Annotated in this window: 14 protein-coding genes; 8 read left to right on the forward strand and 6 right to left on the reverse strand. The window is 73.1% G+C overall.

Annotation, left to right across the window (positions count from 1 at the left end; all coding sequences use genetic code 11):
• Positions 1-14: 14 nt before the first annotated feature.
• The 6 genes from FPV26_RS02115 (at position 15) to folE2 (ending at position 4,724) form a co-directional block, all read left to right on the forward strand.
• Positions 15-254, forward strand: a complete 240-nt coding sequence (locus tag FPV26_RS02115) for a hypothetical protein (RefSeq protein ID WP_147652019.1) — start codon at positions 15-17, stop codon at positions 252-254.
• Entirely contained in the window at positions 254-1,588 is a 1,335-nt protein-coding gene (locus tag FPV26_RS02120) for a TRZ/ATZ family hydrolase (protein WP_147652021.1), read from the forward strand. Before FPV26_RS02115 ends, FPV26_RS02120 begins: the two co-directional genes overlap by 1 nt.
• A complete protein-coding gene (gene ubiG / locus FPV26_RS02125; RefSeq protein WP_147652023.1) occupies positions 1,585-2,298 on the forward strand; it encodes a bifunctional 2-polyprenyl-6-hydroxyphenol methylase/3-demethylubiquinol 3-O-methyltransferase UbiG in 714 nt (237 codons plus the stop codon). Before FPV26_RS02120 ends, ubiG begins: the two co-directional genes overlap by 4 nt.
• The gene (locus FPV26_RS02130; protein ID WP_147652025.1) at positions 2,295-2,993 is read left to right on the forward strand and encodes a phosphoglycolate phosphatase; all 699 of its coding nucleotides are present in this window, start codon (positions 2,295-2,297) and stop codon (positions 2,991-2,993) included. Before ubiG ends, FPV26_RS02130 begins: the two co-directional genes overlap by 4 nt.
• Entirely contained in the window at positions 2,990-3,706 is a 717-nt protein-coding gene (locus FPV26_RS02135; RefSeq protein WP_147652027.1) for a squalene/phytoene synthase family protein, read from the forward strand. The genes FPV26_RS02130 and FPV26_RS02135 overlap by 4 nt, the downstream gene beginning before the upstream one ends.
• Positions 3,707-3,803: 97 nt before the next feature.
• Positions 3,804-4,724: a GTP cyclohydrolase FolE2 gene (gene folE2, locus FPV26_RS02140; RefSeq protein WP_246109180.1), complete on the forward strand. Its 921-nt coding sequence runs from the start codon at positions 3,804-3,806 to the stop codon at positions 4,722-4,724.
• 201 nt (positions 4,725-4,925) lie between these two features.
• Here the strand turns inward: folE2 and FPV26_RS02145 are convergent, their stop codons facing one another.
• Genes FPV26_RS02145 through yidD form a run of 3 tightly spaced genes read right to left on the reverse strand, consistent with a single transcriptional unit; the run spans position 4,926 to position 7,344 of the window.
• Positions 4,926-5,765, reverse strand: a complete 840-nt coding sequence (locus FPV26_RS02145; RefSeq protein ID WP_147652031.1) for a M23 family metallopeptidase — start codon at positions 5,763-5,765, stop codon at positions 4,926-4,928.
• A complete protein-coding gene (locus FPV26_RS02150; protein ID WP_147652033.1) occupies positions 5,762-7,111 on the reverse strand; it encodes a dihydroorotase in 1,350 nt (449 codons plus the stop codon). The genes FPV26_RS02145 and FPV26_RS02150 overlap by 4 nt, the downstream gene beginning before the upstream one ends.
• Entirely contained in the window at positions 7,108-7,344 is a 237-nt protein-coding gene (yidD, locus tag FPV26_RS02155; protein ID WP_220429062.1) for a membrane protein insertion efficiency factor YidD, read from the reverse strand. The genes FPV26_RS02150 and yidD overlap by 4 nt, the downstream gene beginning before the upstream one ends.
• 99 nt (positions 7,345-7,443) lie before the next feature.
• Here yidD and dksA point away from each other — a divergent pair, with 99 nt between their 5' ends.
• Positions 7,444-8,364, forward strand: a complete 921-nt coding sequence (dksA, locus tag FPV26_RS02160; RefSeq protein WP_246109181.1) for an RNA polymerase-binding protein DksA — start codon at positions 7,444-7,446, stop codon at positions 8,362-8,364.
• 66 nt (positions 8,365-8,430) lie between these two features.
• Here the strand turns inward: dksA and FPV26_RS02165 are convergent, their stop codons facing one another.
• The 3 genes from FPV26_RS02165 to cysS are packed head-to-tail and all read right to left on the reverse strand — an operon-like array spanning position 8,431 to position 11,538.
• The gene (locus FPV26_RS02165; protein ID WP_147652039.1) at positions 8,431-9,681 is read right to left on the reverse strand and encodes an MFS transporter; all 1,251 of its coding nucleotides are present in this window, start codon (positions 9,679-9,681) and stop codon (positions 8,431-8,433) included.
• Positions 9,678-10,133, reverse strand: coding sequence for a SufE family protein (locus FPV26_RS02170; RefSeq protein WP_147652041.1), 456 nt, complete (start codon positions 10,131-10,133; stop codon positions 9,678-9,680). Before FPV26_RS02170 ends, FPV26_RS02165 begins: the two co-directional genes overlap by 4 nt.
• A 37-nt stretch (positions 10,134-10,170) precedes the next feature.
• Entirely contained in the window at positions 10,171-11,538 is a 1,368-nt protein-coding gene (gene cysS / locus FPV26_RS02175; RefSeq protein WP_147652043.1) for a cysteine--tRNA ligase, read from the reverse strand.
• Between the two features lie 90 nt (positions 11,539-11,628).
• Here cysS and FPV26_RS02180 point away from each other — a divergent pair, with 90 nt between their 5' ends.
• Positions 11,629-12,108: a hypothetical protein gene (locus FPV26_RS02180; protein ID WP_147652045.1), complete on the forward strand. Its 480-nt coding sequence runs from the start codon at positions 11,629-11,631 to the stop codon at positions 12,106-12,108.
• Positions 12,109-12,136: the final 28 nt, after the last annotated feature.

The raw sequence follows: 12,136 nt of genomic DNA on the forward strand, positions 1-12,136 counted from the left end.
CTCCGTCGCGCAGGATGGAAACGGAGACCCTGTACATGGAGTCCACCCTCAGCTACCTCGTCATCTGGCTGTTCGGCGTGCTGCTCGCCGCCGGCGCGGTGCTGTGGCTGTGGAACAGCACCCTGCCGCGGCTGTTCCCGGCGGTGCGCGCGCTCGGCTACGGCGAGGCGCTGCGGCTGATGCTGCTGTCCTGGCTGCTGTTCGGCGCCGGCGCGTTCGGCCTGACCTACGCGCTCGGCGCCGGCGTCTGGTGATGCAGCGCGAGCCCTGCGACCTGCTGATCGAGGCCGGCCATGTGGTGCCGGTGGTGCCGCATGGCGCGGTGCTCGAGGACCATGCGGTTGCGGTGCGCGACGGGCGCATCCTCGCGGTGCTGCCGGTGGCGCAGGCGCGTGCGCGCTTCGCCGCGGCGGAGACGGTGGCGCGCCCCGACGGCGCGCTGATCCCGGGCCTGGTCAATGCCCACACCCACAACCCGATGACCCTGCTGCGCGGGGTCGCCGACGACCTGCCGCTGATGCAGTGGCTGCAGGACCACATCTGGCCGATCGAGGGCGCGCTGATCGGGCCGGAGTTCGTCGCCGACGGCGTGACCCTGGCGATCGCCGAGATGCTGCGCGGCGGCACCACCTGCTGCAACGAGAACTACTTCTTCCCCGACGTGCAGGCCGCGGTGTACAAGCGCCACGGCTTCCGCGCGCGCGTGGCCCTGCCGATCATTGACTTCCCCACCGCCTGGGCCAGGTCGGCCGACGAATACTTCGACCGCGCCTGCGAGGTGCACGACCAGTGGCGCGACGACCCGCTGGTGGCCACCTGCTTCGGCCCGCATGCGCCGTACACGGTGTCGGACGCGAACTTCGAGCGCATCCGCATGCTCGCCGACCAGCTCGACGTGCCGGTGCACTGCCACGTGCACGAGACCGCGCACGAGGTGGAGGAGTCGCAGCGCACCCTCGGCCAGCGCCCGCTGGCGCGGCTGGACCGGCTCGGCCTGGTCAACGACCGCCTGATCGCGGTGCACATGACCCAGCTCACCGAGGCCGAGATCGCGCTGTGCGCCGAGCGCGGGGTGAGCGTGGTGCACTGCCCGGAGTCCAACCTCAAGCTCGCCTCCGGCTTCTGCCCGGCGGCGGCGCTGCGGCGCGCCGGCGTCAACCTCGCCATCGGCACCGACGGCGCGGCCAGCAACAACGACCTCGACATGTTCGGCGAGCTGCGCACCGCCGCGCTGCTGGCCAAGGCCGTGGCCGGCGACGCCTCGGCGCTGGACGCGGCCAGCGTGCTGCACGCGGCCACCCTCGGCGGCGCGCGCGCGCTCGGCTTCGAGGACCTGGTCGGCTCGATCGAGCCGGGCAAGCAGGCCGACCTGGTGCTGGTCGAGTTCGGCGAACTCGAGACCCAGCCGCTGCACCATGTGATCTCGCAGCTCGTGTACGCCACCGGCCGCCACCAGGTGCGCGACGTCTGGATCGCCGGCCGCCGCCGCCTGCGCGACCGGGCGCTGGTGGACATGGACGTGGCCGCCATCGTCGCCAACGCGCGCCAGTGGCGCGACCGCGTGCTCGCGGCCAGGACCGGTGAATGAGCACCCCGCGCGAGGACAACTTCAGCCAGGCCGAGCTCGACAAGTTCAACGAGCTGGCCCACCGCTGGTGGGATCCGGAAGGGCCGCAGAAGGCGCTGCACGCGCTCAATCCGGTGCGCCTGGCCTACGTGGCCCAGCGCGCGCCCCTGCGTGGCGCGCGTGCGCTCGACGTCGGCTGCGGCGGCGGGCTGCTGAGCGAGGCGCTGGCGCGCGAGGGCGCGCAGGTCACGGCGATCGACCTCGCCCCGGACCTGCTCAGGATCGCCCGCCTGCACGGCCTGGAGTCGGGGGTGAAGGTCGAATACCGGCACGCCGGCGCCGAGACACTGGCGGCCGGGATGCCCGGCGCGTTCGACCTCGTCACCTGCATGGAGATGCTCGAACACGTGCCCGACCCGGGCTCGGTGCTGGCCGCCTGCGCCACTCTGCTGCGCCCCGGCGGGCGCCTGTTCGTCTCCACCCTCAACCGCACCCCGGCCGCGTTCGCGCTGGCGATCGTCGGCGCCGAATACATCGCCCGGGTGCTGCCCAGGGGCACCCACCGCTACCGCGACTTCATCAAGCCGTCCGAGCTCGCCGCGTGGCTGCGCGAATGCGGGCTGGAGCTGGAGGACGTCACCGGTCTGATGTACGAGCCCTGGCGCAACGGCGCGCGCCTGACCCCGCGCACCGACGTGAACTACCTCGCCTGCGCGCGCAAGCCGGAATGAGCGTGCCGCCCCGACGTTTCCCGCGCCTGGCGCTGTTCGACCTCGACGGCACGCTGCTCGACTCGGCGCCGGACATGCTGGCCACGGTCAACGTGCTGCGCGCGGAGCGCGGGCTGCCGCCGATGGCGCTGGCCGCGCTGCGCCCGCACGTGTCCAAGGGCGCGCGGGCGATGCTCGCGGCCGGCTTCCCGCACCTGGAGGCGAGCGAGCGCGAGGCGATGGTGCCGGCGTTCCTGGCCGCGTACGAGCGCGAACTGGCCCGGCACGGTGCGCCCTTCGACGGTGTCGAGGCCATGCTCGGCGCGCTCGAGGCCGACGGCGCGCGCTGGGGCATCGTCACCAACAAGCCCGAATACCTGGCGCGGCAGTTGCTGCCGCTGCTCGGCTGGGACGCGCGCTGTGCGGTCTTGGTCGGCGGCGACACCCTGCCGGTGCGCAAGCCCGATCCGGAGCCGCTGCTGCACGCCGCGCGTGCGCTCGGCGTGGCGCCGCAGGCGTGCGTGTACGTCGGCGACGACGAACGCGACATCGTCGCCGCGCGCGCGGCCGGCATGCCCTCGGTGGTCGCGCTGTGGGGCTACCGCCCCGACGGCGAGGATCCCGCCTCCTGGCGGGGCGACGTGATGATCGAAGCGCCTGAGGCCCTGAGCGCCGCCGCGGCCTGGCCGCAGGCGCAAGGCGGAGCGCCGGAATGAGCGAAGGCGAGGTCGCGCTCGGCACGTTCCTGGACAAGTGGCGCGCGCGCTGGCCGGAATGGCGCGTGGCCGAGGCCTTCGTGCCCGTGGACCAGCGCGAGCGGGCGCTGGCCTGGTTCGCGCTGCGCCAGGAACTGACCGACGCCGCCTGGGGCGGCAGCGATCCGCGTCCGGGCGAGGCCAAGCTCGGCTGGTGGGCCGAGGAACTGCACGGTTGGGCCGAGGGCCGCCGGCGGCACCCGCTCGGGCGCGCGCTGCAGCCGCTGCCGGCCCCGTGGCCGCTGCTCGCGGCCTGTCTGCCGGCGCTGATGGCCAGCCGTGAACGCGCGGCCGACACGCACGAGGCCGCGACCGTGCTCGAACCCTTCGCCGAAGGGGTGGCCGGCGTGGCCGGGGCCCTGTTCGAGAGCGCCACCCCGGCGCCGGCCGCGAGCGTGGTGATGGGCCTGCTCGGCGAGCGCCTGCTGTGCGCCGGCGAAGCCGCGGTGCCGCTGCAGGCCCTGGCCCGGGCCGGCACCGGCCACGCGGTCCGCGACTGGGCCGGCGAGCTGTTGCAGCGCTGGCCGCCGCCGCACGAGGGCAGCCGCCCCGGGCGCGTGCATGCCGCGCTGGTGCGCGAGCGCCTGTGCCTGCTCGCTGCGGGCCGGCCGCCGGGCGCGCCCGTGTCGGCCTGGCGCCTGCTGCTGCCGGTGTGGCGCGCCGCGCGCGGCTGAGCATCGGTTGCCTGCCCGCGCCGCGGACGCAGCGTTGCGCGGGCGGACGGGGCGGGGCCGGTACAATGCCTGTCCGCTTCCTCCCCGGATCCCCGCTGTGAGTTCACGCCCGACGCCGCCGCTGCCCGACGTCGCCCACGACGCGGCCGCGCTCGCGCGCCCGCTCGACTGGGTGGGCATGGAGCGGATCGCGCTGCCGGTGCGGATCGCCGACGCCGAGGGCCGGCCGGTGCAGGTGGCGGCCTCGGTGGACGCCGCGGTGGATCTGCGCGACGCCGGCGCGCGCGGCATCCACATGTCGCGCCTGTACCTGCAGCTGCAGCAGGCGTTCGCGGCCGAGGCGGTCACCCCGCCGGGCTTGCGCCGGGTGCTGCAGGGGTTCGTCGAGTCGCAGCAGGGGCTGTCGTCCTCGGCGCGCCTTTGCGTGCGCTACGAACACCTGCTGCTGCGGCCCGCGCTCGAGAGCGGCCACGCCGGCTGGAAGCGTTACCCCGTGGAGATTTCCGCGGAGCTGGTCGAGGGCCACTTCCGCCTCTGGCTCGCGTTCGCGGTCGAGTACTCCAGCACCTGTCCGGCCTCGGCGGCGCTCTCGCGCCAGCTCAACGCCGAACGTTTCGCCCAGGACTTCGCCGTCGCGCGGCCGCTGTCGGCGGGCGTGGTCAGCGAATGGCTCGCCTCCGAACGCGGCCTGGCCGCGACCCCGCACGCGCAGCGCAGCCGCGCCGCGGTGCGCGTCGAACTGCGCCCGGCCTTCGACGAGCTGCCGCTGCTGCCGCTGGTGGACGCGGTCGAGGCCGCGCTCGGCACGCCGGTGCAGACCGCGGTCAAGCGCGAGGACGAGCAGGCCTTCGCCGAGCTCAACGCCGCCAACCTGATGTTCTGCGAGGACGCCGCCCGCCGCGTCGCCGCCGCCCTCGCCGCCGACCTGCGCGTGGCCGCCTGGGACGTCACCGTCGCCCACTTCGAGAGCCTGCACCCCCACGACGCCGTCGCCCGCGTCTCGGGCCGCAACGGCTGAGGTTGGGGTGTCGCTGGCGGGCTGAAGAAAGCCTTTTTGCCACGGATTTGCACGGATCAACACGGATCAAGCGTAAAGCGAGGTTAGGACAAGTCGTCGTCCCGGCTTTCTCCGGGATGACGAAAACACGGTTGCCCAAAGGCTCCCTGAGAAGCTTCATCCGTGTTCATCCGTGCAAATCCGTGGCAGAAGCTCTCCCCGTCAATCCCCCGCGACATCATCCTGCGGCGGCGTGACCAGCCGCAGGGGATCCACCCGCACCTCGAACCAGTTCATGCCCCAGTGCAGGTGCGGGCCGCTGGCGCGGCCGGTGGCGCCGACCGCGCCGATCACCTGGCCCTGTTCGACCCGCTGGCCCACGTGCACGTCGATGCGCGAGAGGTGCAGGAAGTTGCTGCTCACGCCGTGGCCGTGGTCGAGCAGCACGGTGCCGCCGGTGAGGTAGAGGTCGGGCGCGGCGAAGGTGACGATGCCGGCCGCGGGCGCCTTCACCGGCGTGCCTTCCGGCGCGGCGATGTCCAGGCCGGAATGCGGCGATTTCGGGACCCCGTTGTACACGCGCTGGTGGCCGAAGCGGCCGCTGATCCGGCCTTCGACCGGCCATGTGAAGCCATGGGCGAAATCGGTGCGCGGGTCGTCCAGGGTGCGCGCGGCCGCGACCAGCGTCTGCTCGCGCGCGATCCGCGCGGCGATCTCCGGCGGCGGCTCCACCGTTTCCGGCGGCACGCCGTCCACCCGTTCCAGCGGCCATTCGCGCGGCGCGACGGCGATGTTCACGGTCTCGGTGGCGCCGTCGAACCAGTGCACGGTCAAGCGCAACGGCCCGGTCTGGTCGCGGCCGACGCCGAACACGAAGCGGCCGTCGTCGCTCACCCGCAGCGGCCGCTCGCCCAGCGTCACCGTGTTGCCCGGTTCGGTGCGCGCGACCACCAGCGCGCCCTGCGGCACCGATTCGGGCACCTCGCTGGCGCGGTCGGAGGCGGCGGCCGCGGCCGCCGCGGACAGCAGGAACGGTGCGGCGAGGGCGGCCAGGCGCTTCATCGCGCGAACCTCAGCCGCTCTCCTTGCGGCGTGCCGACCAGGCGCGTGCCGTCCCACGCCAGCGTGCCGTTGACCCAGGTCGCGGCGATCCGCGAGTGGAAGGTGCGGCCCTCGAACGGCGACCAGCCGCACTTGCTCAGCACGTCCTCGCGCCGCACCGTGAACGGGGTGTCGTCCACCAGCACCAGGTCGGCGAAGTAGCCCTCGCGCAGGAACCCGCGCTCGGCCAAGTCGAACAGCTGCGCCGGCGCGTGCGCGAACTTGCGCACCACCTGCGCGGTGGTCAGGCGGCCCTCGTGCACCAGTTCCAGCGCCGCGACCAGCGCGTACTGCACCAGCGGCAACCCGCTCGGCGCGCCGGTGTACGGGCGGGACTTCTCCTCCAGCGTATGCGGCGCGTGGTCGGTGGCGAGCACGTCGAGGGTGTCGTCGGCCAGCGCGGCGATCAGCGCCTCGCGGTCGGCGGCGTCCTTGATCGCCGGGTTGCACTTGATCAGGTGCCCGAGCGCGGCGTAGTCGGCGCGGTCGAAGCGCAGGAAGTGGATGCAGGTCTCGGCGGTGATCCGCTTGCGCGAGCCGTCCGCGCGCACCAGCGGGCCGTGCTCGAACAGCGCCAGCTCGTCCGCGGTGCTGATGTGCAGCACGTGCAGGCGCGTGCCGTGCCGGCGCGCGAGCGAGATCGCCAGCTCGGTGGACTTCAGGCAGGCCTGGCGCGAGCGGATGTCGGGGTGGCAGTGGGCCGGGATGTCGTCGCCGTAGCGCGCCTTGTGGCGGGCGAGCTCGGCCTCGATCATCGGTGTGTCCTCGCAGTGGGTGATGATCGGCGTGGGTGCCTCGCGGAAGATCCCGTCCAGCACCGCCGGGTCGTCCACCAGCATGTTGCCGGTGGAAGCGCCCATGAACACCTTGATCCCCGGCGCGCTGCGCGGGTCGAGCGCGCGGATCGCCTCGAGGTTGTCGTTGCTGGCGCCGAGGTAGAAGCCGTAGTTGCCCCACGCCCGCCCGGCCGCGCGCCGGTACTTGTCCTCGAGCGCGGCGGCGTCGAGCGTGGGCGGGTTGGTGTTGGGCATGTCCATGAAGCTGGTCAGCCCGCCGGCCACCGCCGCCGCCGACTCGGTGGCGATGTCGGCCTTGTACTCCAGCCCCGGTTCGCGGAAGTGCACCTGGTCGTCGATCATCCCCGGCAGCAGGCGGCGGCCGGCGGCGTCCACCACCGTCTCGCCCGGGCGCGCGGCCAGGCCACTGCCGATCCGGGCGATGCGCCGGCCCTCGATGCGCAGGTCGCCGTCGAACTCGCGGTCTTCGTTGACCAGGCGCGCATTCACGATCAGGGTCGAAGTGGTCATCGGCGGGATCCGGGGGGCAGGGGCGGCACGGGGTCGTGGCCGCCGGGGTGGAGGGGATGGCAACGGCTGATCCGGCGCAGCGCCAGCCAGCTCCCGCGCAGCGCGCCGAAGCGCGCGATCGCGGTCATCGCGTATTCCGAACAGGTGGGCACGAACCGGCAGCGCGGCCCGAGCAGCGGGCTCAGCCAGCGCTTGTACGCGCGCAGCCCCGCGATGAGCAGGCGGTCGATCAAGCGTCTCCGGAAATGCGGCCTGCGAGGTTGCCGCTGCTGGCGGGGCAGGGTATAACAGCGCGCTTTCCCGTCTCAAGGGAACGAAAGGAAGTCCTGCCCGTGGCAGCGAAAAAACCAGCGAAGAAGGCCGCCAAGGCCGCGAAGAAGAGCAGCAAGCCCGCCGCCAGCAAGACCGCCGCGAAGAAGCCTGCGGCCAGCAAGAAGGCGCCGGCCAAGGCGCCCGCGAAGAAGCCGGTCGCGAAGAAGGCGGCCGCCAAGCCCGTCGCCGCGAAGAAGCCCGCCGCCAAGCCGGCAGCCAAGGCGTCCCCGGCGAAGGCGCCGGCCGCCAAGCCCGTCCCGGCTGCGAAGAAGGCTCCGGCCAAGCCGACCGCGGTGAAGAAGCCGGCGGCCCGCCCGGCCACCCGCACCGGCGCGGTGCAGCCCGAACCCGCCGCCACCCCGGCCCCGGCCGAGCCCCGGAAGGCGGCGCCCGCGCCTGTCCCCGCGCCGGCCCCTGCCCCGAAGCGCCCGGCCGGCAAGGTTGCCGTCGCCGTGACCGCCAAGCCCGCCGCGCCCGCGCCCAAGGCCAAGGTGAAGGTGGTGCCGTACCAGGTGGACGATGCCACCGGCCGCCCGATCCTCCCGCCCGGCTACAAGCCCTCGCCGGACGAGGAGTACATGAACCCGCTGCAGCAGGAGTACTTCCGCCAGCGGCTGTTGCAGTGGCGCGCCGAACTGGTCGAGGAATCCAAGCAGACCATCGAGAACCTCAAGGAGGAGGTGCGCGACGTCGGCGACGAGGCCGAGCGCGCCACCCGCGAGACGGAGAACTCGCTCGAGCTGCGCACCCGCGACCGCTACCGCAAGCTGATCGCCAAGATCGACAGCACGCTCAAGCGGCTGGAGAACGGCGACTACGGCTACTGCGTGGACACCGGCGAGGAAATCGGCCTGGAGCGCCTGGAGGCGCGCCTGACCGCCGAGCGCACCATTGACGCGCAGGAGCGCTGGGAGCACCTGCAGAAGCAGATGGGCGACTGAAGGCCCGCGCATTGCCGCAGCCACGAAGGCCCCGCCAGCGCGCGGGGCCTTTCGTTTCCGGCGGGCTCAGTGCAGCTCGCGCAGGTCCAGCCGCCGCAGCCGCGGCGCCAGCCTGGCGGTGGTGGCGACCACGCCCAGGGTCATGCAGCCGCCGAACACCACCGCCGGCACCAGGCCCAGCAGCCGCGCCATCGTCCCGGCGTAGAACGCGCCCAGCTCGTTCGACGAACCGATGAAGATGCCGTTGATCGCCGACACCCGCCCGCGCATCTCGTCCGGTGTGGCCAGCTGCAGGATGGTCGAGCGCAGCACCACCGACACCCCGTCGCACAGCCCCGAGCCGAGCAGCAGCAGCGCCGACAGCCAGAAATGGGTGGACAGGCCGAAGCCGATGATGCACAGGCCGAAACCGGCCACCGCGAACAGCAGGATCCGGCCGGCGTTGCGTTCCGGTGGGTGCCGGGCCAGCCACAACCCGACCACCACCGCGCCCAGCGCCGGCGCCGCGCGCAGGATGCCCAGCCCCTCCGGGCCGTAGTGCAGGATTTCCTTGATGAACGCCGGCAGCAGCGCCACCGCGCCGCCGAACAGCACCGCGAACATGTCCAGCGCCAGCGCCGCGAGCAGGATCTGGTGCCCGAACACGAAGCGCAGGCCTTCGCGGATGCTGGCGAACACCGGCGCCCGCTGCAGCAGCAGCGGCGGCTCGGTCACGTGCAGGCGCGCGATCGCCACGCTGGCACCGAGCGCGAGCAGGAGCGAGACGGCGTAGGCCGCGGTCTTGCCGGCCCAGCCCACGATCAGGCCGCCGAGCGCCGGCCCGAGCACCAGCCCGAGCTGGAACACCACGCTGCCGATGCTCGCCCCGCGCGTGAACAGGGCCCGGCTCAGCACCCGCGCGAACAGCGCGTTGTACACCGGGCCCAGGAATGCGCGCACCGCGCCGGTGAGCACGATCGCGGCGTAGATCGGCCAGGCCTGTGCGATCCCGCCGGCATGCACCGGGATCCCGCCGGCCGCGATCGCCGTGAGCACGCCTGCGGTCGCAGCCAGGCCCGCGCAGGCCACCGCGCCGAGCTTGCGCCGCGGCAGGTGGTCCACCAGGTAGCCGGCGAACGGCGCCACGCAGAAGTAGGGCAGCACCTCGGCCAGGCCGATCAGGCCCAGCGCCCACGGGTCGCGGGTCAGCTCGTACACGTGCCAGCCGACCGTGACCGCGACGATCTGGTAGGACAGGATCGTGAGCAGCCGGTACGCCATCAGCCCGCGGAAACCGGGCGCAGCGAACGGGCTGGTGGACGTGGCGGCCCCGCTCACGCGGCCGCGGCCCGCGCCGTGTCGCGGATGAAGCCGAGCAGCGCGGCCAGGCCGTTGCTGCGGGTCGGCGAGAGGTGCCTGGACAGGCCGATGGCGTGGATGTAGTCGGGCTCGGTGGCCAGGATCTCCGCCGCCGGGCGGCCCGAATAGACGCGCAGGGCGAGGTAGATCAGGCCGGAGACGATCGCCGAATCGCTGACCGCGGCGAAGTCGAGCCGGCGCGCGTCGCCCGAAGGCACGATCCAGACCAGGGACTGGCAGCCGTGCAGGCGGTGTTCCTCGGTCTTCCACGCCTCGGGGAAGGGCGGCAGCTTGCGCCCGAGGTCGATCAGGTACTGGTAGCGCTCCGACCAGTCGTCGAAGAACGCGAATTCATCGGCGATCGCCCGCTGCGCCTCGGCCGCGGTGGGCTCGAGCGGGAAGGGCGTGGCGGGGGCGGCGACGGCGTTCATTGCGGAGGGGCAGGGAGCAGGGTGCGCGGAGCGGATTTTACGCCCGCTTCCAGCGCACGCCTTGCGGGGTGTCCTCCAGCACGATGCCCTCGGCCGCGAGCCGGTCGCGGATCGCGTCGGCACGGGCGAAATCGCGCGCCTGCTTCGCCGCCGCACGCTCCTCGATCAGGGCCTGGATGCGGGCCTCGTCCGTGTCGGTGGCGCCGCGGGCGAACCACTGCGCCGGATCCTGCTGCAGCAGCCCGAGCGCCAGCCCCGCGCCGAGCAGTTCACCCTTCAGACGCGCGCGTTCGGCGGGATCGGCGGTCTTGCGCGCGTCGGCGGCGATGCGCGCCAGTTCGGCCAGGGCCAGCGGGGTGTTGAGGTCGTCGTCGAGCGCGTCCTCCACGCTCTGCGGGATGACCGGGCTGGCGGCCACGTCGGCCAGGTCGCGCAGGGTGCCGTACAGGCGGTCGAGCGTGCGCACGCTCTGCTCGATCAGCGCGTCCGACCAGTCCAGCGGCTGCCGGTAGTGTGCCGACAGCAGCGCGTAGCGCAGCGCCTCGGGCGGGTGCTCGCGGACCAGGTCGTGCACGCGGCGGATGTTGCCGACCGACTTGGCCATCTTCGCGCCGCCGAAGGTGAGCATGCCGTTGTGCAGCCACCAGCGCGCGAACGGCTTGCCGCCGTGCGCGCATTCGCTCTGCGCGATCTCGTTCTCGTGGTGCGGGAACTGCAGGTCCACGCCGCCGGCATGGATGTCGATGGTCTCGCCGAGGTGGGTGGCGGCCATCGCCGAGCATTCGATGTGCCAGCCAGGGCGGCCGCGGCCCCAGGGCGAGTCCCAGCCCGGCAGCTCGGGCGTGGAGGGCTTCCACAGCACGAAGTCGCCCGGGTCGCGCTTGTACGGCGCCACTTCCACCCGTGCGCCGGCCAGCATCTCTTCCGGGTCGCGGCGCGAGAGCTTGCCGTACTCCGGGAAGCTCGCCACCGAGAACAGCACGTGGCCCTCGGCCGCGTAGGCGTGGCCGGAGGCGATCAGGCGCTCGATCATGGCGATGATCTGGACGATGTGCCCGGTTGCAGTGGGTTCGAGGTCGGGCGGGGCGACGCCGAGCGCGGCCATGTCCTCGCGGTAGGCGGCGGCGTAGCGGGCGGTGATCACCTCGATCGGCACGCCGAGCTCCAGCGCCGCGGCGTTGATCTTGTCATCCACGTCGGTGATGTTGCGCGCGTAGCGCAGTCCCCCGAAGCGGCGGCGCAGCACGTCGGCGAGCACGCCGAATACCACCGGGCCGCGCGCGTTGCCGATGTGCACGTAGTTGTAGACCGTCGGCCCGCACACGTACATGGTGGGGCAGCGGGGATCGAGCGGCGTGAACGGCTCGACCCGGCGCGTCAGGCTGTTGTAGAGGCGCAGGCTCATGGAGGGACCACCGGTGGAGCCGGCCATTCTAGCGGCCATGACAGCAGGGGTTCAGCCCGGCGCCGGGGGCGGGCGCATACACTTGTGCGCATGTCGCCTCGTCTGCCGACCCCCGCCTGCCTCCTCGTCCTGGGGGCGGGCCTGTGCCTGTGGGGCGCCGCCGCCCGTGCCCAGGAGCCGCGGGCGACGACCGGTACCACGGTGATCCAGCCCGAGAACGTGCGCTGGGAGGTGGCCCAGGTGCTGCGGGTGAAGCCGGTGTACCAGGTGCTGCGCGCCACCCGCATGGAGCCCCGCTGCCCTGAGGATGACGCCAGGGACGAGCGGCCGATGTCGCGCCTGGCCAACAGCGTGCGGGACGCGCTGACCCGCCGCGAGGCGCAGCGGCAGGCATCCGAGAACTGCAGGATGGTTCCGGTGGAACGCGAGTTCCGCCGCCCCATCGCCTACGACGTGGACTACGTCTATCGGGGCATGAAGTACCGCTCGCGGCTGCCCTACGACCCCGGCAACCACCTGCGGATCCGGATTTCCGTGACGCCGTACGTGCCGCCGATGGAGGAGCGGTGATTGCGCGCGGCCGCCCCGCGTGCGAGGA

The organism is Vulcaniibacterium gelatinicum (assembly GCF_008033445.1).
GTDB classification, from domain to species: domain Bacteria; phylum Pseudomonadota; class Gammaproteobacteria; order Xanthomonadales; family Xanthomonadaceae; genus Vulcaniibacterium_B; species Vulcaniibacterium_B gelatinicum.

Bases quoted from the DNA above. Each gene is read 5' to 3' on its own strand.
- FPV26_RS02115 (WP_147652019.1), top strand. From the start codon at position 15: ATGGAAACGGAGACCCTGTACATGGAGTCCACCCTCAGCTACCTCGTC.
- FPV26_RS02170 (WP_147652041.1), bottom strand. From the start codon at position 10,133: ATGAACGCCGTCGCCGCCCCCGCCACGCCCTTCCCGCTCGAGCCCACC.
- FPV26_RS02135 (WP_147652027.1), top strand. From the start codon at position 2,990: ATGAGCGAAGGCGAGGTCGCGCTCGGCACGTTCCTGGACAAGTGGCGC.
- cysS (WP_147652043.1), bottom strand. From the start codon at position 11,538: ATGAGCCTGCGCCTCTACAACAGCCTGACGCGCCGGGTCGAGCCGTTC.
- FPV26_RS02180 (WP_147652045.1), top strand. From the start codon at position 11,629: ATGTCGCCTCGTCTGCCGACCCCCGCCTGCCTCCTCGTCCTGGGGGCG.
- FPV26_RS02130 (WP_147652025.1), top strand. From the start codon at position 2,295: ATGAGCGTGCCGCCCCGACGTTTCCCGCGCCTGGCGCTGTTCGACCTC.
- FPV26_RS02150 (WP_147652033.1), bottom strand. From the start codon at position 7,111: ATGACCACTTCGACCCTGATCGTGAATGCGCGCCTGGTCAACGAAGAC.
- ubiG (WP_147652023.1), top strand. From the start codon at position 1,585: ATGAGCACCCCGCGCGAGGACAACTTCAGCCAGGCCGAGCTCGACAAG.
- FPV26_RS02120 (WP_147652021.1), top strand. From the start codon at position 254: ATGCAGCGCGAGCCCTGCGACCTGCTGATCGAGGCCGGCCATGTGGTG.
- FPV26_RS02145 (WP_147652031.1), bottom strand. From the start codon at position 5,765: ATGAAGCGCCTGGCCGCCCTCGCCGCACCGTTCCTGCTGTCCGCGGCG.